Below are 20,884 nucleotides of genomic sequence, written 5' to 3'. Positions count from 1 at the left end.
GGCATTGTGGCTGGAATCGCCTCATCAGGGTTTTTACCGCTCCCGCGTCTTCCCGAAGCCAAAAGTCTGCGTTATGGTCGCCCCAAGAAGTTCCTCGTCTGGAGGTTGTCCGATGGTCAAGCGTGCGGGTGTCGATGTAGTGGCTGCTGCGGTACGCGGGCAGGCATTGCCGTCGCCTGGGCTCAAGGGTGCGCCGGTGCTCGAACTCATGTGCTCGCACTTCGTGCTCACGCTGGCCGCCAAGCAGGGGCCGCGCTTCAACGTGCGCCGCGACATCAACGGCCTTCTCTCGCTCACCGGCCGCCACCTGGTGTGGCCGGCCGCGGTGCTGCAGCGGCTGCGCGAATTCCTGGGCCGGCGCTGCGCCGGCAACGAGGCCTGGAAGGGCGTCGAGAATTTCGACGGCCGCACGCTGCTCGAGCGCCATGGCGTGTGGCGCGGACCCTACGAGGAAGGCACACTGTTCTTCTACCTCGACGAATACGCCAAGGACTACCCCAAGGACCTGCTCTCGGTGCTGGCCGTCACGCGCGACTGGCTCACGCATGCGCTGCGCAAGCAGTCGACGTTGGTCGAGAAGAACATCGACGCGCTCGCGGGCCTCCTGCAGCTCAACAAGGCCGAACGCGCGCTGCTGCTCTACGGCACGCTCGCGCGCTACCAGCGCGACCTGCGCTCGCTGCTGGTCGAGTTCAAGGTCAACAACGCGCCCGAGGCCTATGCCGCCATTGCCGACATTGCGGGCGTCAACGCCACCGAAGTGGGCGAGGCCCTGCGTGCCGGTTCGCGGCTGGAGCGCATCGGCCTGGTCGAGAACCTGATCTCCGAGCACAACATCACCGACCTGGCCGACCTCATGAAGGTCAGCGAGAAGCTGCCGCCGGTGCTGATGCGCGAGTACCGCGACCACAACGAACTGATGGCCGTGTTCACGCGGCCCTCGGCCAAGAGCGCGCTCACCACGCACGACTTCTCCTTCGTCGAGGAAGACGCGCAGATGCTCGTCACGCTGCTGCGCGCCGCGGTGGCGCGCAAGGAGCCCGGCGTCAACGTGCTGCTCTACGGGCCGCCCGGCACCGGCAAGACCGAGCTCGCCAAGGTGGTGGCGCAGGCGGCGGGCCTGGAGCTGTTCGAGGTCGAATATGCCGACCGCGACGGCAACTCGCTGAGCGGCCGCGACCGCTACCGCTCGCTGCAGATCGCGCAGGTGTTCCTCAAGGGCAGCGCGCAGGCCGCGCTGCTGTTCGACGAGGTCGAGGACGTGTTCCCGCCCATCAGCACCGAGGCCGCGCAGTTCATGGCGCGCGCCGAGCAGATTCCGGCGCCCACCAGCGGCAGCGTGAGCGGCAAGGCCTGGGTCAACCAGATCCTCGAGGCCAACCCCGTGCCCACGCTGTGGGTCACCAACCGCATCGAGCAGATCGACCCGGCGTTCCGGCGCCGCTTCGCCTACCACCTGGAGCTCAAGTCGCCGCCGCCCGGTGCGCGCGAGCAGCTCGTGAAGAAGACGCTCGAAGGCATCGTCGTGTCCGAGGCCTTCACCGCCAAGCTGGCCGAGCGCAAGGGCCTCACGCCCGCGCAGATCCGCACCGCGGTGCGCTTTGCGGGGCTCGCGCAGACGGAGGACGGCGCCTCGATGGAAGCGCTGATCGAGCGCCAGCTCAAGAACGCCGACCTCGCGCTCGGCACGCTCGACACCGGCCCGGGCGAGCGGCGCAGCGTCACCACCTACGACCTCGACATGCTCAACGTCGAGACCCGCTTCGAGATCCCGCGCATCGTGGCGGCCATCAAGGCGCGCGGCCACGGCACGCTGTGCTTCTACGGCGCACCCGGCACCGGCAAGACCGCGCTGGCCGAGCACATCGCCAAGGCCATCGGCCGGCCGCTGATCATCAAGCAGGCCAGCGACCTCATGAGCAAGTACGTCGGCGAGACCGAGCAGAACATGGCCGCCATGTTCAAGGAAGCCGAGGCCGAGAAGGCCGTGCTGCTGCTCGACGAGGCCGACAGCTTCCTGCAGGACCGGCGCGGCGCGCAGCGCACCTACGAAGTGACCGAGGTCAACGAGATGCTGCAGGGCATGGAGCGCTTCAACGGCGTCTTCATCTGCACCACCAACCTGCTCGACCGGCTCGACCAGGCGGCGCTTCGGCGCTTCACCTTCAAGATCAAGTTCATGCCGCTCACCGCCCCGCAGCGCGAGCGCATGTTCGTGACCGAGGCGCTGGCGGGCGACGCCGCGCTGCTCACCGCAGGCATCAAGGCGCGGCTGGCGCAATTGCAGCAGCTGTGCCCGGGGGATTTCGCGGCCGTGAAGCGGCAGACGGATATTCTTGCGGTCGAGTTCTCGGCTGCCGAATTCCTGGACCAGCTCGAGGCCGAGCACCGCATCAAGCCCGAGGTGCGCGAATCGCGCGGCATCGGCTTCATGCAATAGCGCACAGCAGGCAAGACCGCGGGAGCGCGGCGGCAGACAAGAAAGAAAACCGTCCGCCGCGGCGGGCACGAGGAGGATCTCGATGAGCTTGGGCAATGGACATGCGCGGGCGAGGCCGCGCTTCACCGCATCGGCTGCGGCCGCATTCGCGTTGGCCGGTATCGTTTGCGCGCTGGCGGGCTGTGGCGGAGGAGGAGGTGGTGGTGGAGGGGGTGGCGGATTTCCGATCGTCGCGCCGCCCGGCACCACGCCGCCTCCTGCCAGCGGCGGCGACGATGACGCCATCGTCGCCTCGTCCACCGTGGCCGGCCTGTGCGCCGCGCCGCGCCCCGGCACCAATCCCGAGACGGGAATCGCCTACCCCGACAAGCCCGGCACGCTGACCGACGAGAAGCGCTGGGTACGCGGATGGATCGACGAAACCTACCTCTGGTACGGCGAGGTGCCCACCACCCTCAAGGCCGCCGACTACGCCACGCCGGTCGCGTACTTCAGCGTGCTCAAGACCCCGTTGCTCACGGCCTCGGGCCGCGCGAAGGACCGCTTCCACTACGTGTACGACACCGAGCGCTACCGGCAGCTCTCGGAGAACGGCGTGGCGCCGGGCTACGGCATGGAGTTCGCGTTCGTGCGCAACTCGCGCCCGCGCGACCTGCGCATCGCGTTCACCGAGCCCGGCTCGCCCGCGGCCACGGCAGGCATCGCGCGCGGCGCCAAGGTGCTCGAGGTCGACGGCGTCGACGTGGTCAACGGCACCAACACCGCCGTGATCAACCGCGGCATCGCGCCCACGGCCATCGGCGAATCGCACAGCTTCAAGCTGCAGGAAGGCAGTGCGACGCGCACCGTCACGCTGGCCGCGGCGAGCATCACGCGCACGCCGGTGCAGAACGTCAAGAGCATCGACACCGGCAGCGGCCGCGTCGGCTACCTGCTCTTCAACGACCACATCACGACCTCCGAGTCGCAGCTCATCAGCGCCTTCAACCAGTTCAGGCAGGACGGCGTGCAGGACCTCGTGCTCGACATGCGCTACAACGGCGGCGGCCAGCTCAACATCGCGAATCGCCTCGCCTCCATGGTGTCTTCGTCGGCCACCACCTCGGGCAAGGTCTTCGAGCGCCTGTCCTTCAACGACAAGAATCCGTTCCACCTGACGCCGGCGCAGACCATCTATCCGTTCTACGGCACCAGCCGCACGGGCGCGACGCTGCCAAGGCTGGGCCTCTCGCAGGTCACGGTGCTGGTCGGCCCCGACACCTGCTCGGCGAGCGAATCGGTGGTCAACGGCCTGCGCGGCATCGACGTCAAGGTCAACCTCGTGGGCGGCGCCACCTGCGGCAAGCCCTACGGCTTCTCTCCGCAGGACAACTGCGGCACCAGCTATTTCGCGATCCAGTTCCAGGGCGTCAACGCCAAGAACTTCGGCGACTACGGTGATGGCTTCGCGCCCGACTGCACCGTGGCCGACGATTTCGACCACCCGCTCGGCGACCCGGCCGAGGCGCGGCTGGCGGCTGCCCTTGCCATGCGCAGCGGCGGCGCCTGCCCCGTTTCGGCCAAGAGCGGAGCGGGGCTCGAGAAATCCGGGACGGCCGGCGAACAGCCCTACCTGCTCGACCGCACGCCGCTGCGCGAAATGCGCCTGCTCGAAACCGCACCGTCGCCGGGCTGAACCGCTTCGGCGCCAGCCTCGGTTACCCCTTGAAACCTTGCGCTTTGCCACGCCCGTGGCATGCGCTTTAGAGTTCGAGCAAACGTTTGCGCAAACGTTTGGCATTTAGTTCTACACACAAGACCACTCGAAAAGGAGCCGGGATGACGATTCGGATTCAGCGACGCAGATGGATGGCGGCAGCCTTGCTCGCCACGGCGCTCTCGGCCTGCGGGGGCGGCGGCAACAGCGGCATCGGGCTCGCACCGGGCTTCGGCGCGGCGCCGCCGCCGGCGCAGAAGATCATCATCGACAGCGACTACAACACCATGAGCGACGACGGCCAGCTCGGCGTCATGGCCGCGCAGCTGCAGGCCCAAGGCAAGGTGCAGGTCATGGGCATCAGCGTGGTGTCGGGCAACCAGTGGCTCCGGCAGGGCGTCGCCGACGCGCTGAAGTCGGTCGAGCGGCTCGGCGTGGGCGAGCGCATCGGCATCTATGCGGGCGCGAACTACGCCTTCAACCACGACTACGCAACCATCGAGGCCGAGATGGCGGCCGGCTCCGGCGGCGACGGCTACCTGGGCGCCTGGAGTTCGCCCGAGCCCAAGACCGACGCCGACCTGAAGCCCTCGCCCGACGGCTTTGCCACCCACACGGTGCTCCAGCCCCGGAGCGCGGTCGACTTCATCGTCGACACCGTGAAGGCCAACCCGAACGAGATCACCATCCTGGCCATCGGCCCGCTCACCAACATCGCGCTGGCGGTCAAGCAGAACCCCGAGATCGTGCCGCTGATCAAGAAGATCATCTACATGGGCGGCGCGGTCGACGTGCCGGGCAACACCACCAAGTTCGCCGAGTTCAACTGGTGGTTCGACCCCGAGGCCGCGCAGTTCGTGGTGCGGCTGCCGATTCCGCAGGTGGTGGTGCCGCTGGACGTGACCGACACCGTGTTCCTCACCAAGCCGATCTACGACCGCATCGCGCACCCGGCCACGCCCACCGCCGTGACCGAGGTGTTCCGCCAGCTCAACGGCTACGGCTTCAGCGGCACCAACGGCTTCGAGAACAACCCGGCCTACACCCAGAACATCTGGGACACGCTCACGCTCGCCTACCTCATCGATCCGGCCTATGCCACCGAAACCGTCGAGCGCTACGTCGACGTGGTCGCCAAGCCCGGCGCCGCCGACAACGGCCGCTCCATCGGCTACGCCTCGCAGCCCGCGGGCCCGGCGCTGCAGAAGATGACGGTGGTGAAGAAGTTCGACAACGCGCGCTTCTTCGAGCTGTACGTCGACCTGCTCACGCGGCCCGTGCCGATCGCGCTGCGGCCCTGAAGCTCAACTAGAACGCGCTGCAGACGCGCAGCACCTCGGCGCCGTAGGCCTCGAGCTTCTTGGTGCCGATGCCGCTGATGCCCTGCAGGTCTTCGAGCGTCGCGGGCGCGCGCTCGGCAATGGCCGCCAGCGTGGCGTCGTGGAAGATCACGTAGGCCGGCAGGTTGTGCTCGCGCGCCACTTCCGCGCGCCAGGCCTTGAGCGCCTCGAAGCGCTTCTGGCCGTCGGCATCGAGTGCCGCGGCCGCCGGAGACGGGGCGCCGCGCGCCGCCTTTTCGCGCCGGGGCTTGCCGCCGCGCGCGGCCGGCGACGAAACCGACTCGCGCAGCGTCACGTTCGCTTCGCCCTTGAGCACCGCGCGCGAGCCTTCCGTAAGCTTCAGCGTGTTGAAGGCTTCCGCATCGACCGCCAGCGCGCCCGTGGCGATGAGCTGGCGCAGCACGCCGCGCAGCTGCACTTCGCTGAACTCCGCGCCAATGCCGAAGGTGCTGATGCGCTCGTGCCCGAACTGCTTGACCTTCTCGGTTTCCTTGCCGCGCAGGATGTCCATGATGTGGCCCGCGCCAAAGCTGATGCCGCTCAGCTGCTGCACGCGGTAGATGGTGGAGAGCAGCTTGCGCGCGGCATCGGTGCCATCCCACACCTGCGGTGGGTTCAAACAGTTGTCGCAATTGCCGCAGGGGGTGCTCTTCTCGCCGAAGTAGCCCAGGAGGCGCACGCGGCGGCAGTCGCTTGCCTCGGCCAATGAGAGCAGCGCGTCGAGCTTGCCGCGCATCACCTGCTTGAACTCTTCGCCCGCGGGGCTCTCGTCGATCATGCGGCGCTGGTTCACCACGTCCTGCAGGCCGTAGGCCATCCAGGCATCGGCCGGTGCGCCGTCGCGGCCCGCGCGGCCGGTTTCCTGGTAGTAGCCCTCGATGTTCTTGGGCATGTCGAGGTGGCCGACAAAGCGCACGTCGGGCTTGTCGATGCCCATGCCGAAGGCAATGGTCGCGACCATCACCACGCCTTCTTCGCGCAGGAACCGGTCCTGGTGCTTCTGGCGCACCGCCGCGTCCAGGCCCGCGTGGTAGGGCAGCGCGTTGATGCCCGCGCCCTTCAGCATCACGGCCACGTCTTCCACGCGCTTGCGCGACTGGCAATAGACCACGCCCGCATCGCCTTCGTGCTCGCGCTCGATGAAGCGCAGCAGCTGCGTGGTCGCGTCCTTCTTCTCGACGATGGTGTAGCGGATGTTCGGCCGGTCGAAGCTGGAGACGAACTGGCGCGCCTCCTCCAGCTGCAGCCGCTCGACGATGTCGGCGCGCGTGAGCGCATCGGCCGTGGCGGTGAGCGCGATGCGCGGCACGCCCGGGTAGCGCTCGTGCAGCACCGTGAGCGCGCGGTATTCGGGGCGGAAGTCGTGGCCCCACTGGCTCACGCAATGCGCCTCGTCGATCGCGAACAGCGAGAGCTTGCCGCGCTCCTTCAGCGAATCGAGCTGCGAGAGAAAGCGCGGCGTGTTCACGCGCTCGGGCGCCGCGTACAGCAGCGTGATCTCGCCGCGCAGCATGCGGCGCTCGACGTCCTGCGTCTGCTCCCAGTCGAGCGTCGAATTCAGGAAGGCCGCGTTCACCCCGGCCTCGTGCAGCGCGCCGACCTGGTCGTGCATCAGCGCGATCAGCGGCGACACCACCACCGAGACGCCGCGCCCCGCGCGCTGCCGCGCAATGGCCGGGATCTGGTAGCACAGCGACTTGCCGCCGCCCGTGGGCATCAGCACCAGCGCGTCGCCGCCGGCCACCACGTGCTCGACGATGTCCTGCTGCGGCCCGCGGAACTGCGAATAGCCGAAGACTTCGTGAAGGATGTCGGCGGGTGCGCTGCTGCTGCCGGGGGCGTCGAGGGGAAGGGGAGCGAGCGAGGACACGGGCAGCGGATGCGAAGGGCGGGGTGGACGAAAGGGGGAAACGCCGATTGTCCCCCAGCGGCACCGGCAGGACTGTGGCACGAGGTTTGCAATGGTGAAGCCCGCCTTGCCGCCTTCCTGTATAGACAGCAATCTGGTGCGTTTTGCTGAAGGAATGCACCGAAACGGTCCTTTCGGGTTATCCTGTATATACAAGTTGGGGCGCTTGGCAACAATGCGAGGTGCGCGCAGCCCGTGGTCGGGAGCGTATCGCCAAGCTTTTTCCTAGAAAACAGACCCAGGAGTACCCATGGTCGTCAAGACGGTAGTTGTGAAAGTCGCGTCGCTGCTGGCAGCAGGCGCGTGTGCAGCAGGCATGGCCCAGACGGCCGCCGCGCAGGAAACCAGGATTGCGCTCGGCATGTCGGGCTGGACCGGCTTTGCGCCGCTCTCGCTGGCCGACAAGGCCGGCATCTTCAAGAAGAACGGCCTGGACGTCGAACTCAAGATGATTCCGCAGAAGGACCGGCACCTCGCGCTGGCCTCCGGCGCCATCCAGTGCGCCGCCACCACGGTGGAAACGCACGTGGCCTGGAACGCCAACGGCGTGCCCATCGTGCAGATTTTCCAGATGGACAAGTCCTACGGCGCCGACGGCCTCGCGGTGCGCAACGACGTGAAGGGCTTTGCCGACCTCAAGGGCAAGACCATCGGCGTGAGCGCGCCGGGCACCGCGCCTTACTTCGGCCTGGCCTGGATGCTCAACAAGAACGGCATGACGCTGAAGGACGTGAAGCTGGTCTCGCTCGAGCCGCAGCCCGCGGCCCAGGCCTTCGTGGCCGGCCAGAACGACGCCGCCATGACCTACGAGCCGTATCTTTCGACCGTGCGCGCCAACCCCACCGCCGGCAAGATCCTGGCCACCACGCTCGACTACCCGATGGTGATGGACACCGTGGGCTGCGCGCCCACCTGGCTCAAGGCCAACGCCAAGGCGGCGCAGGCGCTCGCGCAGTCGTACTTCGAGGCACTCGACATGATCAAGGCCGACCCGGCCAAGGCCAACGAGCTCATGGGTTCGGCCGTCAAGCAGACCGGCGAGCAGTTCGCCAAGTCGTCGGCCTACCTGCGCTGGCAGGACAAGGCCGCCAACCAGAAATTCTTCGCGGGCGAGCTCACCGGCTTCATGAAGGAAGCCGCGCCCATCCTGCTGGAGGCCGGCGTGATCCGCAAGGCGCCGGAAGACTACACGGCCATGTTCGATGCAAGCTTCGTCAAGTAAGGCCCTGCCGCAGGTGGCGCCGCGCGCGGCGGCGCCTGCATCGGCCGCAACCCCCCAGGCCGCCGTGCCCGCGCGGCGCCGTTCGCTCGCGCCGCTCGAGCCCGTCAGCGGGCGCGCCCGCGTGCTGCTCGGCCTCGGCTTCTTCGTGGCCTTCGTGCTCGTGTGGTCCGTTGCCACGCTCGGCGGCTTCGTGCCGCCGACCTTCCTGGCCAGCCCCGTGACCATGCTGAAGGAAGGCTGGATGCTGTTCGCCGAATTCGGCTTCATCGGCGACGTGGGCATGACCGTGTGGCGCGTGTTCGGCGGCTTCCTGCTGGCGGCCGTGCTGGCGGTGCCGCTGGGCATTGCCATGGGCACCTGGAAGGCCGTGGAGGCCTTCTTCGAGCCCTTCGTCTCGTTCTGCCGCTACCTGCCGGCCTCGGCCTTCATTCCGCTGCTCATCCTGTGGGCGGGCCTGGGCGAGATGCAGAAGCTCTTGGTGATCTTCATCGGCTCGTTCTTCCAGATCGTGCTGATGGTGGCGGTGACGGTGGGCGGCGCGCGGCGCGACCTCGTCGAGGCGGCCTACACGCTGGGTGCCAAGAGCCGCGGCATCGTGGCGCGCGTGCTCATTCCGGGCGCTGCGCCCGGCATTGCCGAGACGCTGCGCCTGGTGCTCGGCTGGGCCTGGACCTACGTGATCGTGGCGGAACTCATCGGCTCCTCGTCGGGCATCGGCCACATGATCACCGACAGCCAGGCCTTGCTCAACACCGGGCAGATCATCTTCGGGATCATCGTGATCGGCGTCATCGGGCTGGTGTCCGACTTCGCTTTCAAGGCGCTCAACCGCCGCATGTTCGCCTGGGCTGCACTCTGATGAACGACCAACTTTCCATCCAGGGCGTCTCGCGCGTCTTCACCGGCGCCAACGGCCAGCGCACGCAGGCGCTGCTGCCGATCGACTTCGAGGTGCGCGAGAACGACTTCGTCACCATCCTCGGCCCCTCGGGCTGCGGCAAGTCGACGCTGCTGCGCATCGTCGCGGGGCTCGACTTCCCGACCACCGGCCAGGTGCTGCTCGACGGCGAGCGCATCGAAGGCCCGGGCGCGGACCGCGGCGTGGTGTTCCAGAGCTACACGCTCTTTCCGTGGCTCACGGTGGCGCAGAACATCCGCTTCGGCCTGCGCGAGCGCGGCATGAGCGAGGCCGACCAGAAGGAGCGCAGCGAGTTCTTCATCGCCAAGGTGGGGCTGCGCGGCTTCGAGCACCATTTTCCGAAGCAGCTCTCGGGCGGCATGCAGCAGCGCACCGCAATTGCGCGCGCGCTCGCCAACGACCCCAAGATGCTGCTGCTGGACGAGCCCTTCGGCGCGCTCGACAACCAGACCCGCGTGCTGATGCAGGAGCTTTTGCTCGGCATCTGGGAATCGGCGCGCAAGACGGTGCTGTTCGTCACGCACGACATCGACGAGGCGATCTTCATGGCCAACCGCGTGGCGGTGTTCAGCGCGCGGCCGGGCCGCATCAAGACCGAGATCGCGGTCGACTTTCCGCATCCGCGCAGCTACACCGTCAAGACCTCGCCGGAGTTCATGGAAATCAAGGCGCGGCTGACCGAAGAGATCCGCGCCGAGTCGATGGCTGCGGCCGAGCACTGACACAAGCCCCACGCCTGAAATGAAACGCGACCTGCCGTCCCTCGCGCTCTATGCGCAAGTCAAGGATCACATCTCCCGCAAGATCCAGGACGGCACCTGGCCGGCCGGCCACCGCCTGCCGTCCGAGAGCGAATTGGTCGCGCAGTTCGGCATCTCGCGCATGACGGTGAACCGCGCGCTGCGCGAGCTCATGGAGCAGGGCCGCATCGTGCGCGTGGCCGGCGTCGGCAGCTTCGTGGCCGAGAACAAGCCGCAGTCCACGCTGCTGCAGATCGCCAACATCGCGAGCGAGATCCGCCAGCGCGGGCACGACTACCGCTGCGAGATGCTCGCGGTGGAACGCCTGGCTGCCTCGCCCGACGTGGCCGCCTGGCTCGACATGCGCGCGGGCACCTCGGTGTTCCACAGCGTCTGCCTGCACCTGGAGAACGACACGCCGGTGCAGCTGGAGGAGCGCTACGTCAATCCGCTGGTCGTGCCCGATTTCCTCGAGCAGGACTTCGCCGCCGTGCCGCCCAGCGAGTACCTGGTGCGCCACGTGCCCTTCGACCAGATCGAGCACGTGGTCGACGCCGTGCTGCCCACCGCCGAGCAGGCGGCCCGGCTCGCGATGGAGCCCACCGACCCCTGCCTGCTGCTCACGCGCCGCACCTGGACGCGCAACACGCCGGTCACCTGGGTGCGCTGCCTGCATCCGGCGTCGCGCTACAGCCTGGGCAGCCGCTTCAAGGCCGACGGCAACCCCAGCTTCGGCTGACCTTTTTTTGACACGGAAACCGAAGGTTTTCTCTCGCAACTACTTGTATAGACAGGTTCACATGCCAACAAGCAAACACACCGCCACCCCCTTGATCCTCACGCCCGGCAAGGTGGACCTTGCCATGCTGCGCCGCATCCAGGCCGGCGGCGTGCGGCTGGCGCTCGATCCTTCGGTGCAGGAAGGCATGGCGCGCGCCGAAGCGGCGGTGCGCCACATCGTCGAGAACGACCAGGTGGTCTACGGCATCAACACCGGCTTCGGCAAGCTCGCGAGCACGCGCATCGGCAACGACCACCTGGCCGAGCTGCAGCGCAACCTCGTGCTCTCGCACAGCGTGGGCACGGGCGAGCCGCTGGCCGCGCCGGTCGTGCGCATGGTGCTCGCGACCAAGGCCGTGAGCCTGGCGCGCGGCCACTCGGGCGTGCGGCCCGCGCTGGCCGAGGCGCTGCTGGCCCTGTTCAATGCGGGCGTCATGCCGCGCATTCCGTGCAAGGGCTCGGTCGGCGCCTCGGGCGACCTCGCGCCGCTCGCGCACATGGCCTGCGTGCTGATCGGCGAGGGCGAGGCCACCACGGCCGACGGCGCCGTGGTCAGCGGTGCGGAGGCCATGCGCCTCGTCGGGCTCGAACCTTTCGTGCTCGGCCCCAAGGAAGGCCTGGCGCTGCTCAACGGCACGCAGGTGTCGACCGCGCTTGCGCTCGCCGGCCTGTTCGGTGCGGAGGACGTGTTCGCTTCGGCCCTGATGTCGGGCGCGCTTTCGCTCGAAGCGATCCAGGGTTCGATCAAGCCCTTCGATGCGCGCATCCATGCCGCGCGCGGCCAGCCGGGGCAGATCGCGGTGGCGGGCGCGGTGCGCACGCTGCTCGAAGGCAGCGAGATCGTCCCTTCGCACGCCGACTGCGGCCGCGTGCAGGACCCGTATTCGGTGCGCTGCATTCCGCAGGTGATGGGCGCCTGCCTCGACAACCTCGCGCATGCCGCGCGCGTGCTGGTGATCGAGGCCAATGCCGCCTCGGACAACCCGCTGGTGTTCACCGACACCGGCGAAGTGATCTCGGGCGGCAACTTCCACGCCGAGCCGGTGGCCTTTGCGGCCGACATCATTGCGCTGGCAGTGAGCGAAGTGGGCGCGATTGCCGAGCGCCGCATCGCGCTGCTGCTCGACACCGGCCTGTCGGGCCTGCCGCCGTTCCTGGTGCGCGATGGCGGCCTGAACTCGGGCTTCATGATCGCGCAGGTCACGGCCGCGGCGCTGGCGTCGGAGAACAAGTCGCTCGCGCATCCCGCGAGCGTCGACAGCCTGCCCACTTCGGCCAACCAGGAAGACCACGTGTCGATGGCCACCTTCGCGGCGCGCCGGCTCGGCGACATGGTCAACAACACGGCGGTGGTCGTCGGCATCGAGGCGATGGCCGCGGCACAAGGCATCGAACTCAAGCGGGGGCTCAAGAGCTCCCCGCTGGTCGAAGCCGAATTCGCCGCCATCCGCCAGAAGGTCGCCTTCCTCGAACGCGACCGCTACCTTGCGCCCGACATCGAAGCGATGCGCCAGTGGGCGCTGAAGGCCGAGCTGCCGGCCGCGCTCTTGAACATCCTGCCCAGCCACGCCTGAACACCGAACAAGGAGAACCTCGCCATGAACGCACCCGAAAAGCTCCCGCTGCAAAACACCGACCCGCGCCACGACCCGACGCGCGTGATCCGCGCCCCGCGCGGCAGCACGCTCAACTGCAAGAGCTGGCTCACCGAGGCGCCTTACCGCATGCTGCAGAACAACCTCGACGCCGAGGTGGCAGAGCGTCCGCAGGACCTCGTGGTGTACGGCGGCATCGGCCGCGCCGCGCGCAACTGGGCCTGCTACGACCAGATCCTCGCGTCGCTGAAGGAACTGAACGACGACGAGACGCTGCTCATCCAGTCGGGCAAGCCGGTCGGCGTGTTCAAGACGCATGAGAACGCGCCGCGCGTGCTGCTCGCCAACTCGAACCTCGTGCCCAAGTGGGCCAACTGGGAGCACTTCAACGAGCTCGACCGCCAGGGCCTCTTCATGTACGGCCAGATGACGGCCGGCAGCTGGATCTACATCGGCAGCCAGGGCATCGTGCAGGGCACCTTCGAAACCTTCGTCGAAGCCGGCCGCCAGCACTACAACAACAGCCTCGCGGGCAAGTGGATCCTCACGGCCGGCTTGGGCGGCATGGGCGGCGCGCAGCCGCTCGCGGCCACGCTCGCGGGCGCGGTGTCGCTCAACATCGAGTGCCAGCAGACCAGCATCGACTTCCGCCTGCGCACGCGCTATGTCGACAAGCAGGCGCGCGACATCGACCATGCGCTCGAGCTCATCCAGCAGCACTGCGACGCGAAGGAAGCCGTGTCGATCGCGCTGCTCGGCAACGCGGCCGACATCCTGCCCGAGCTCGTGAAGCGCGCCAAGGCCGGCGGCATCAAGCCCGACCTCGTGACCGACCAGACCTCCGCGCACGACCTGATCAACGGCTACCTGCCTTCGGGCTGGAGCGTTGCGCAATGGCAGGCCGCGATGAAGGACGTCTCGCAGCACGACGCGCTCAAGAAGGCCGCCGCCAAGTCGTGCGCCGTGCACGTGCAGGCCATGCTCGACTTCCAGGCCATGGGCATCCCCACGGTCGACTACGGCAACAACATCCGCCAGGTCGCCTTCGACGAGGGCGTGCAGAACGCCTTCGACTTCCCGGGCTTCGTGCCGGCCTACATCCGCCCGCTGTTCTGCGAAGGCAAGGGCCCGTTCCGCTGGGTGGCGCTCTCGGGCGACCCCGAAGACATCTACAAGACCGACGCCAAGATCAAGGAGCTGTTCCCCGAGAACACCCACACGCACCGCTGGCTCGACATGGCGCGCGAGCGCATCGCCTTCCAGGGCCTGCCGGCGCGCATCTGCTGGCTGGGCCTGGGCGAGCGCCACATCGCCGGCCTGGCCTTCAACGAGATGGTGAAGAACGGCGAACTCAAGGCACCCATCGTCATTGGCCGCGACCACCTCGACACCGGCTCGGTGGCGAGCCCCAACCGCGAGACCGAGGCCATGAAGGACGGCACCGATGCGGTGAGCGACTGGCCGCTGCTCAACGCGCTGCTCAACACCGCGGGCGGCGCCACCTGGGTCAGCCTGCACCATGGCGGCGGCGTGGGCATGGGCTATTCGCAGCACTCGGGCGTGGTGATCGTGTGCGACGGCACCGAGGCCGCCGCCAAGCGCATCGAGCGCGTGCTCTGGAACGACCCGGCCACCGGCGTGATGCGCCATGCGGACGCGGGCTACGACATTGCCGTGGCCACGGCGAAGAAGCAGGGCCTCAATCTGCCGATGGTGCGCTGACCGGCGCATGAAGCAGCGGTAAGCCGAAGGTAGAAAGAAAAAGCGCGCCCATTCCCACTCAGTGGGAATGAAGGCTTGGATGTGGGAACGGTGGGCAAGATACTGCACACCGCATCCACTTTCGACGCCCCGCGATTGGCCCAGATGACGTCCATGCCCGAAGCTTCCGCCCACAACGACCGCGCGCTGCGCGTGCTGTCGGTGCTGGCGCAGAGCAAGTCGGCGATGAGTGCGGCCGAACTCGCCGAAGCCACGGGCCTCGTCAAGAGCACGCTGTACCGGCAGATCGCGGTGCTGCGGCGCTGGGGCTTCGTGATGGAGACCGACGGACGCTATTCGCCCGGCCCCGTGAGCGTGCAGCTCGCGAGCGGCTTCGACGGCAACTCCGACCTCGTCATGGCCGCGCGCGCCGACATGCGCGCGCTCGCGCAGCAAAGCCATGAAAGCGTGGCGCTGGTCACGCTGGTCAACGACCGCGTCGTGTGCCTGGAAATGATCGACAGCGAGCAGTCGCTGCGCTGCTCGTTCGACCGCGGCCGCAGCGTGCCGGCGCGCGACGGCGCCAGCGCCAAATGCCTGCTGGCCCACCTGCCGGCCGACCAGCGCGATGCCTTGCTCGACAGCCTTGGCGACGACCCCGGCCGCCGCGCCGAGCGTGCCGCCGAGCTCGACGCGATCCGCGAGGCCGGCCATGCCGTGACCCACGGCGAGGTCGACGCGGGCGTCTGGGGCGCGAGCGCACCGGTGCTCGGCCCGGGCCGGCGCCTGCGCGGCGCGATCACGCTCATGGCGCCGCTCACGCGCGCCGGGGGCATGGAAGCTGCATGGGCCGCCCTCACCGTCGTCACCGCGGCGCGCATCTCGCGCGCGCTGCAATAGCCGATCGCTGCCTTTCTTTCCCTCTTTTTTTTCAAACCCACGGAAGCCTTCACATGAACACCCGCCGCACCCTCGTTGCCGCCGCACTCTCCAGCCTCGCCTTCTTCGGCTTTGCCGCCACCGCGCAGGCGCAGGGCGAGCCGCTGCGCGTGGCCACCGATGCCACCTTCCCGCCGATGGAGTTCGTGGAGAACGGCAAGCGCACGGGCTTCGACGTGGAGCTGGTCGAGGCCATCGGCAAGGCGCTGGGCCGCAAGATCGAATGGATCGACATCGACTTCAAGGGGCTCGTGCCGGGCCTCATTTCCAAGCGCTTCGACATGGCCGTCTCGGCCATCTACATCACCGACGAGCGCAGGAAGGTCGTCGACTTCACCGTGCCCTACTACGCGGGCGGCCTCGTGGTGATGGTGAAGGACGGCAACACGGCCATCAAGGCGCCGGCCGACATCAACGGCAAGAAGGTCAGCGTGCAGGTGGGCACCAAGTCGGTCGCCTACACCAAGGAGAAATTCCCGCAGGTGCAGCTGATGGAAGTCGAGAAGAACCAGGAGATGTTCAACCTCGTCGACATCGGCCGCGCCGATGCCGCCGTGACCGGCAAGCCCGCCGCCTACCAGTACGTGCGCACGCGCGGCGGCCTCAAGGTGCTGCCCGAGCAGATCACCACCGAGGAATACGGCATGGCCATCCGCAAGGACACGCCCGAACTCACCAAGGCGGTGAACGGTGCCATCGAGAAGCTCAAGGCCGACGGCACCTACGCGCAGATCGTCGCCAAGTGGTTCAAGTAATGTCAGCCCCCCGGCTTTTCACGCGCTGCGCGCGTGTAACTCCACCCCCCATGGGGGAGGCGCGGCCGGCTTGGGGCGGCCCGGCGCTCGGCCGCCGAAAAGGCTGACCCATGGATTTCGATTTCTCGCCGGTCTGGCAGGGCTGGCCCGACCTGCTGCGCGGGGCGCTGGTCACGGTGGAGATCACCGCCTGCGCGCTCGCGCTCGGCTGCGTGCTGGGCCTGCTGGTGGGCATCGGCCGGCTCAACCCGAAGCGGCGCTGGCTCTACGGCGCGTGCACGGCGTACGTGGCAGCGATCCGTGGCACGCCGCTGCTGGTGCAGCTTTTCATTTTGTTCTTCGGACTGCCGCACTTCGGCATCCTGCTGCCGGCCTTCCTGTGCGGCGTGCTGGGGCTCGGCGTGTATTCGGGTGCCTACGTGTCGGAGATCGTGCGTGGCGCGATCCAGTCGATCGACAAGGGCCAGACCATGGCGGCGCAGTCGCTGGGCATGACGCCCGGCACCGCGATGCGCGAGATCGTGCTGCCGCAGGCCGTGGTGCGCATGATTCCGCCGCTGGGCAACGAGTTCATTGCGCTCATCAAGAACTCGGCGCTGGTGTCTCTGTTGACGATCCACGACGTGATGCATGAAGGGCAGAAGATCATCAGCGTGTCGTACCGCTCGCTCGAGGTCTACCTGGCGATTGCGCTCGTGTATTTCGTGCTCACGGGCACGATGACGCTGGTCCTCAGGCACTTCGAGCAGAAGCTGCGCCAAGGCGGGTTGATGCGATGAGCGTGCAGCGCTTCTCTCGCAGCTCTCTCCCCGCCATGCCCTGGAAGAACGGCGGCGGCACCACGCAGGAGATCGCGAGCTGGCCGCAGGGCGCGGGGCTCGATGGCTTCGGCTGGCGCGCGAGCATCGCGACCATCGCGGCGGCCGGGCCGTTTTCGACTTTCGCGGGCGTGGACCGCAGCATCATGCTGCTCGAAGGCGACGGCGTGCGGCTGTTCACGCACGACGGGCGCATCGAGCACCGGCTCGACGTGCCGCACCGGCCGTTCGCATTCAGCGGCGACGACGCGATCGACTGCACGCTGCTCGGCGGCGCATCGAACGACTTCAACATCATGACGCGCCATGGCCAGTGGCGCGCCGACGTGCAGGTGCTAGACCACGCATCGGCCGTCGAGGCCGCACCGCACGGCGTGCTGCTCGCGCTTGGCGGCGCATGGCGCCTGAACGGAGAGCCCTGCCGCGAGGGCGAAGGCCTGTACTGGACCGACAGTGCGCAGGCATGGCAGGCCGAGCCCGCGCAGGAAGGCGCGCGGCTGGCTGCGATCCGCATCGTGCCGGCGTAAGCTGTGCAAACACCAGACAAGACATGACATCCGCAAGCACATTCCCATCGGCCGACGGCCTCTGGACGGGGCTCCGCCTGGCGCCCGGCGCCGCGCCCGGCACCACCCCGGACGCCGACACCGAAGCCGCCATCGCGGTGGCCGAAGGCACGGTCCGCTGGGTCGGCGCGCGCAGCGCCCTGCCGGCCGAGTTCGCAGGCCTGCCGCCGCACGATGGCGGCGGCGCGCTCGTCACGCCCGGCCTGGTCGATTGCCACACCCACCTGGTCTACGGCGGCCAGCGCGCCAACGAGTTCGCGATGCGGCTCGCGGGCGCCAGCTACGAAGAAGTGGCGAAGGCCGGCGGCGGCATCGTCTCGTCGGTGCGCGCGACGCGCGAGGCCGATGAAGACGCGCTCTTCGCGCAGGCCGCGCCGCGGCTCGAACAGCTGCTGGCCGACGGCGTCTGCGCGATCGAGATCAAGTCGGGCTACGGCCTCGCGCTTGAGCATGAGCGCAAGCAGCTGCGCGTGGCGCGGCGCCTGGGCGAGGCTTATGGCGTCACGGTGCGCACCACCTTCCTCGGCGCGCACGCGCTGCCGCCCGAATACGCGGGCCGCAGCGGCGACTACATCGATCTCGTCTGCAATGAGATGCTGCCCGCGCTCGCGGCCGAGGGGCTGGTCGATGCGGTCGACGTGTTCTGCGAACGCATCGCCTTCACGCTCGCGGAAACCGAGCAGGTCTTCCAGGCCGCGAAGGCGCTGGGCCTGCCTGTCAAGCTGCATGCCGAGCAGCTCTCCGACATGGGCGGCGCCGCGCTCGCCGCGCGCTACGGCGCGCTCTCGTGCGACCACATCGAGCACCTGTCGGCCCAAGGCATCGAGGCCATGCGCCAATCAGGCACCGTGGCCGTGCTGCTGCCCGGCGCCTACTACACGCTGCGCGACACGCACCTGCCGCCGATCGAGGCGCTGCGCACCGCCGGCGTGCCGATGGCCGTGTCGACCGACCACAACCCCGGCACCTCGCCCGCGCTGAGCCTGCTGTTGATGATGAACATGGCCTGCACGCTGTTCCGCCTCACGGTGCCCGAGGCGCTGGCCGGCGTCACCCTGCATGCGGCGCGCGCCCTGGGCCTGCAGAAAACGCACGGCGCGATCGCCGAGGGCATGCCCGCCAACTTCGTGCTCTGGAACGTGCGCGACGCAGCCGAGCTCGCCTACTGGTTCGGCCAGCGCCCGGTGCGCACCGTCGTGCGCCAGGGCCGCATCGCCGTGGGAGCTGCCCAATGAACACGCTGTTCGCGGCCGATGCGCTGCTGCCCGGCGGATGGGCAAAGAACGTGCGGCTGTCGTGGAACGAGGCCGGCCAGCTCACGCAGGTGCAGTCCGCGGCCCCGCCGGCAGCGGGCGCGCAGGTGGCGAAGGGCCCCGTGATCCCCGGCATGCCCAACCTGCATTCGCATGCCTTCCAGCGGGCCTTCGCGGGTCTCACCGAATACCGCGCCCAGCAGCAGGACAGCTTCTGGAGCTGGCGCACGCTGATGTACCGCTTTGCCGCACGCCTCGGCCCGCAGCAGATGGAGGCCATCGCGACCTGGCTCTATGCCGAGATGCTCGAGGCGGGCTACACCAGCGTGTGCGAGTTCCAGTACGTGCACCACGATGCCGATGGCCGCCCCTATGCCGACGATGCGACGCTGAGCCTCGCGCTGCTGCGCGCCGCGAAGAAGGCCGGCATCGGTTTCACGCTCTTGCCCGTGCTCTACCAGGCCAGCGGCTTCGGCGGACTGCCGCCCAACGAGGGGCAGCGCCGCTTCATCCGCTCGACGGATTCGATGCTGCGCCTGCTCGACACCCTCAAGCCTGCATGCGAGGCGCAGGGCGCACCCGGACCGCAAGGCGGTCCTTCGGCCCGCCTGGGGCTCGCGCCGCATTCGCTGCGCGCCGTGCCGCCCGACGCGCTGCGCGAAGCCGTGGCGGGGCTCGAGGCCATCGACCCGGGCGCGCCGATCCACATCCACATCGCCGAACAGACCAAGGAGGTCGACGACTGCGTGGCCTGGAGCGGCCAGCGGCCCGTGGCCTGGCTGCTCGACCATGCGCCGGTCGATGCGCGCTGGTGCCTGGTGCATGCCACGCACATGGACGCGGCCGAATACGAGCGCGGCGCCAGGAGCGGCGCGGTCGCCGGCCTGTGCCCGACCACCGAGGCCAACCTGGGCGACGGCATCTTCGATTTTTCCGCCTGGCGCCACCATGGCGGCGCCTGGGGCCTGGGCTCCGACAGCCACGCCACGGTCAATGCCGCGGAAGAACTGCTGATGCTCGAATACAGCCAGCGCCTGGCCTGGCGGCAACGCAACGTCGGCGCCAGCGCGGCGCAGCCGCACGTGGCCACCGCGCTCACGCTCGAAGCGGTGCGCGGCGGCGCGCAGGCCTCGGGCCGGGCCATCGGCGGCCTGGCGGTGGGGCAGCAGGCCGACTTCGTGGTGCTCGATGCCGCACAGCTTGCGCTGCAGGGCCTGCCGGCGCCCGACATGCTGTCGGCCCACGTCTTTGCGAGCCACCGCACCTCGGCCATCGATGCCGTCTGGGTGTCGGGCCAGCCGCGCGTGGCGGCCGGCCGCCACGCCCTGCACACCGAGGCCGCCGCCGCCTTCGTCGCGGCGCGCAGCCAGCTTCTCCTTGAAAATTAGAGTCCCATGAGCTTCACCACCACCGAACCCGCCTTCCGCTTCCGCCAGGGCACGCGTCCCTTGCTGATCTCCATGCCGCACGTCGGCACCTACGTGCCGCCCGCGCTCGCCGCCCGCCTGACCGGCGAGGCGCGCCAGGTGCCCGATACCGACTGGCATCTCGAGCGGCTCTACGACTTTGCCGATGAACTCGGCGCCTCGGTGCTCGTTGCCACGCATTCGCGCTACGTGGTCGACCTGAACCGCCCGCCGGATGGCGCCAGCCTCTACCCGGGCCAGAGCGTCACGGGCCTGTGCCCGGTCGACACCTTCGACGACACGCCGGTCTACGCGTCCGCCGACGACCTTCCGGACGACGCGGAAATCGCCGCGCGCCGCGACGCCATCTGGCAGCCCTACCACCGGCAGCTGCAGGCCGAGCTCGACCGCATGAAGGCCGCGCACGGCACCATCGCACTGTGGGACGCGCACTCGATCCGCTCGGTGCTGCCGCGCTTCTTCGAAGGCAAGCTGCCCGACTTGAACCTGGGCACCGGCAAGGGCAGCAGCTGCGACCCGGCGCTGGCCGCCACGCTGCTCGGCATTGCCGAATCGGCCACTGGCTACACGGGCGTGCTCAACGGCCGCTTCACGGGCGGCTACATCACGCGCCAGTACGGCAACCCCGCGGCCGGCGTGCACGCGGTGCAGCTGGAGATGACGCAGTCGAGCTACATGCAGGAGAAGCTGCCCTTCGACTACCTGCCCGAGGTCGCGGCCGGCGTGCAGCCGCATGTGCGGCGCATGATCGAGGCGGTGCTCGAATTCGTCGAACGTCGCTAAA

General features: G+C 68.6%; 17 protein-coding genes. 16 read left to right on the top strand and 1 reads right to left on the bottom strand.

Annotated features, from left to right (window positions below):
* Nucleotides 1-112 precede the first annotated feature (112 nt).
* The 3 genes from VPA02S_RS11535 to VPA02S_RS11525 all read left to right on the top strand — a co-directional run bounded on the left by VPA02S_RS11535 (nt 113) and on the right by VPA02S_RS11525 (nt 5,437).
* Nucleotides 113-2,440 (top strand): ATP-binding protein, encoded by a 2,328-nt coding sequence (locus tag VPA02S_RS11535; protein ID WP_012745315.1) that lies wholly within the window; start codon nt 113-115, stop codon nt 2,438-2,440.
* A gap of 82 nt (nt 2,441-2,522) precedes the next feature.
* Nucleotides 2,523-4,115 (top strand): S41 family peptidase, encoded by a 1,593-nt coding sequence (locus VPA02S_RS11530; protein WP_012745316.1) that lies wholly within the window; start codon nt 2,523-2,525, stop codon nt 4,113-4,115.
* Nucleotides 4,116-4,258: 143 nt separating this feature from the next.
* Nucleotides 4,259-5,437, top strand: a complete 1,179-nt coding sequence (locus tag VPA02S_RS11525) for a nucleoside hydrolase (protein ID WP_012745317.1) — start codon at nt 4,259-4,261, stop codon at nt 5,435-5,437.
* A gap of 7 nt (nt 5,438-5,444) precedes the next feature.
* On the opposite strand, the gene recQ is transcribed toward VPA02S_RS11525, so the two are convergent.
* Nucleotides 5,445-7,346 carry a DNA helicase RecQ gene (gene recQ / locus VPA02S_RS11520; RefSeq protein WP_012745318.1) on the bottom strand — a complete coding sequence of 634 codons (1,902 nt, stop codon included), beginning with the start codon at nt 7,344-7,346 and terminating at the stop codon, nt 5,445-5,447.
* A gap of 289 nt (nt 7,347-7,635) precedes the next feature.
* On the opposite strand from recQ, the gene VPA02S_RS11515 reads away from it, so the two are divergent.
* From VPA02S_RS11515 to hutG, 13 genes are all read left to right on the top strand, one after another.
* Nucleotides 7,636-8,607, top strand: coding sequence for an ABC transporter substrate-binding protein (locus VPA02S_RS11515; RefSeq protein WP_012745319.1), 972 nt, complete (start codon nt 7,636-7,638; stop codon nt 8,605-8,607).
* Complete coding sequence (locus tag VPA02S_RS11510) at nt 8,588-9,466, top strand: ABC transporter permease (RefSeq protein ID WP_012745320.1); 879 nt, start codon at nt 8,588-8,590, stop codon at nt 9,464-9,466. The genes VPA02S_RS11515 and VPA02S_RS11510 overlap by 20 nt, the downstream gene beginning before the upstream one ends.
* Nucleotides 9,466-10,248 (top strand): ABC transporter ATP-binding protein, encoded by a 783-nt coding sequence (locus VPA02S_RS11505; RefSeq protein ID WP_062363842.1) that lies wholly within the window; start codon nt 9,466-9,468, stop codon nt 10,246-10,248. The genes VPA02S_RS11510 and VPA02S_RS11505 overlap by 1 nt, the downstream gene beginning before the upstream one ends.
* 19 nt (nt 10,249-10,267) lie before the next feature.
* Nucleotides 10,268-11,005: a histidine utilization transcriptional repressor HutC gene (gene hutC / locus VPA02S_RS11500; RefSeq protein WP_012745322.1), complete on the top strand. Its 738-nt coding sequence runs from the start codon at nt 10,268-10,270 to the stop codon at nt 11,003-11,005.
* Nucleotides 11,006-11,066: 61 nt separating this feature from the next.
* Nucleotides 11,067-12,620: a histidine ammonia-lyase gene (gene hutH, locus VPA02S_RS11495; RefSeq protein WP_012745323.1), complete on the top strand. Its 1,554-nt coding sequence runs from the start codon at nt 11,067-11,069 to the stop codon at nt 12,618-12,620.
* 24 nt (nt 12,621-12,644) lie between these two features.
* Nucleotides 12,645-14,363 carry a urocanate hydratase gene (gene hutU, locus VPA02S_RS11490; RefSeq protein WP_012745324.1) on the top strand — a complete coding sequence of 573 codons (1,719 nt, stop codon included), beginning with the start codon at nt 12,645-12,647 and terminating at the stop codon, nt 14,361-14,363.
* Nucleotides 14,364-14,507: 144 nt separating this feature from the next.
* Nucleotides 14,508-15,242, top strand: coding sequence for an IclR family transcriptional regulator (locus tag VPA02S_RS11485; RefSeq protein ID WP_012745325.1), 735 nt, complete (start codon nt 14,508-14,510; stop codon nt 15,240-15,242).
* A gap of 53 nt (nt 15,243-15,295) precedes the next feature.
* Nucleotides 15,296-16,036 (top strand): transporter substrate-binding domain-containing protein, encoded by a 741-nt coding sequence (locus VPA02S_RS11480; RefSeq protein ID WP_018906646.1) that lies wholly within the window; start codon nt 15,296-15,298, stop codon nt 16,034-16,036.
* A gap of 110 nt (nt 16,037-16,146) precedes the next feature.
* Nucleotides 16,147-16,815 carry an amino acid ABC transporter permease gene (locus VPA02S_RS11475; RefSeq protein ID WP_012745327.1) on the top strand — a complete coding sequence of 223 codons (669 nt, stop codon included), beginning with the start codon at nt 16,147-16,149 and terminating at the stop codon, nt 16,813-16,815.
* The gene (locus tag VPA02S_RS11470; protein WP_081247511.1) at nt 16,812-17,381 is read left to right on the top strand and encodes a HutD/Ves family protein; all 570 of its coding nucleotides are present in this window, start codon (nt 16,812-16,814) and stop codon (nt 17,379-17,381) included. Before VPA02S_RS11475 ends, VPA02S_RS11470 begins: the two co-directional genes overlap by 4 nt.
* 23 nt (nt 17,382-17,404) lie before the next feature.
* Nucleotides 17,405-18,655 (top strand): imidazolonepropionase, encoded by a 1,251-nt coding sequence (gene hutI / locus VPA02S_RS11465; RefSeq protein ID WP_062363840.1) that lies wholly within the window; start codon nt 17,405-17,407, stop codon nt 18,653-18,655.
* Complete coding sequence (locus VPA02S_RS11460) at nt 18,652-20,061, top strand: formimidoylglutamate deiminase (protein ID WP_062363837.1); 1,410 nt, start codon at nt 18,652-18,654, stop codon at nt 20,059-20,061. Before hutI ends, VPA02S_RS11460 begins: the two co-directional genes overlap by 4 nt.
* Nucleotides 20,062-20,067: 6 nt before the next feature.
* A complete protein-coding gene (gene hutG / locus VPA02S_RS11455; RefSeq protein ID WP_062363835.1) occupies nt 20,068-20,883 on the top strand; it encodes an N-formylglutamate deformylase in 816 nt (271 codons plus the stop codon).
* Nucleotide 20,884: the final 1 nt, after the last annotated feature.

This window comes from Variovorax paradoxus NBRC 15149, assembly GCF_001591365.1.
GTDB classification, from domain to species: domain Bacteria; phylum Pseudomonadota; class Gammaproteobacteria; order Burkholderiales; family Burkholderiaceae_C; genus Variovorax; species Variovorax paradoxus.
Note: the sequence above shows the minus strand (reverse complement) of the source record. Positions and strands in the feature narration are given on the sequence as shown.

What these genes read in the sequence shown, in the direction of transcription:
- VPA02S_RS11530 (WP_012745316.1), top strand. Translation starts at nt 2,523, where the DNA reads ATGAGCTTGGGCAATGGACATGCGCGGGCGAGGCCGCGCTTCACCGCA.
- hutC (WP_012745322.1), top strand. Translation starts at nt 10,268, where the DNA reads ATGAAACGCGACCTGCCGTCCCTCGCGCTCTATGCGCAAGTCAAGGAT.
- VPA02S_RS11470 (WP_081247511.1), top strand. Translation starts at nt 16,812, where the DNA reads ATGAGCGTGCAGCGCTTCTCTCGCAGCTCTCTCCCCGCCATGCCCTGG.
- VPA02S_RS11485 (WP_012745325.1), top strand. Translation starts at nt 14,508, where the DNA reads ATGACGTCCATGCCCGAAGCTTCCGCCCACAACGACCGCGCGCTGCGC.
- VPA02S_RS11510 (WP_012745320.1), top strand. Translation starts at nt 8,588, where the DNA reads ATGCAAGCTTCGTCAAGTAAGGCCCTGCCGCAGGTGGCGCCGCGCGCG.
- hutH (WP_012745323.1), top strand. Translation starts at nt 11,067, where the DNA reads ATGCCAACAAGCAAACACACCGCCACCCCCTTGATCCTCACGCCCGGC.
- hutG (WP_062363835.1), top strand. Translation starts at nt 20,068, where the DNA reads ATGAGCTTCACCACCACCGAACCCGCCTTCCGCTTCCGCCAGGGCACG.
- VPA02S_RS11475 (WP_012745327.1), top strand. Translation starts at nt 16,147, where the DNA reads ATGGATTTCGATTTCTCGCCGGTCTGGCAGGGCTGGCCCGACCTGCTG.
- VPA02S_RS11480 (WP_018906646.1), top strand. Translation starts at nt 15,296, where the DNA reads ATGAACACCCGCCGCACCCTCGTTGCCGCCGCACTCTCCAGCCTCGCC.
- hutI (WP_062363840.1), top strand. Translation starts at nt 17,405, where the DNA reads ATGACATCCGCAAGCACATTCCCATCGGCCGACGGCCTCTGGACGGGG.
- hutU (WP_012745324.1), top strand. Translation starts at nt 12,645, where the DNA reads ATGAACGCACCCGAAAAGCTCCCGCTGCAAAACACCGACCCGCGCCAC.
- VPA02S_RS11505 (WP_062363842.1), top strand. Translation starts at nt 9,466, where the DNA reads ATGAACGACCAACTTTCCATCCAGGGCGTCTCGCGCGTCTTCACCGGC.
- VPA02S_RS11460 (WP_062363837.1), top strand. Translation starts at nt 18,652, where the DNA reads ATGAACACGCTGTTCGCGGCCGATGCGCTGCTGCCCGGCGGATGGGCA.
- VPA02S_RS11515 (WP_012745319.1), top strand. Translation starts at nt 7,636, where the DNA reads ATGGTCGTCAAGACGGTAGTTGTGAAAGTCGCGTCGCTGCTGGCAGCA.
- VPA02S_RS11535 (WP_012745315.1), top strand. Translation starts at nt 113, where the DNA reads ATGGTCAAGCGTGCGGGTGTCGATGTAGTGGCTGCTGCGGTACGCGGG.
- VPA02S_RS11525 (WP_012745317.1), top strand. Translation starts at nt 4,259, where the DNA reads ATGACGATTCGGATTCAGCGACGCAGATGGATGGCGGCAGCCTTGCTC.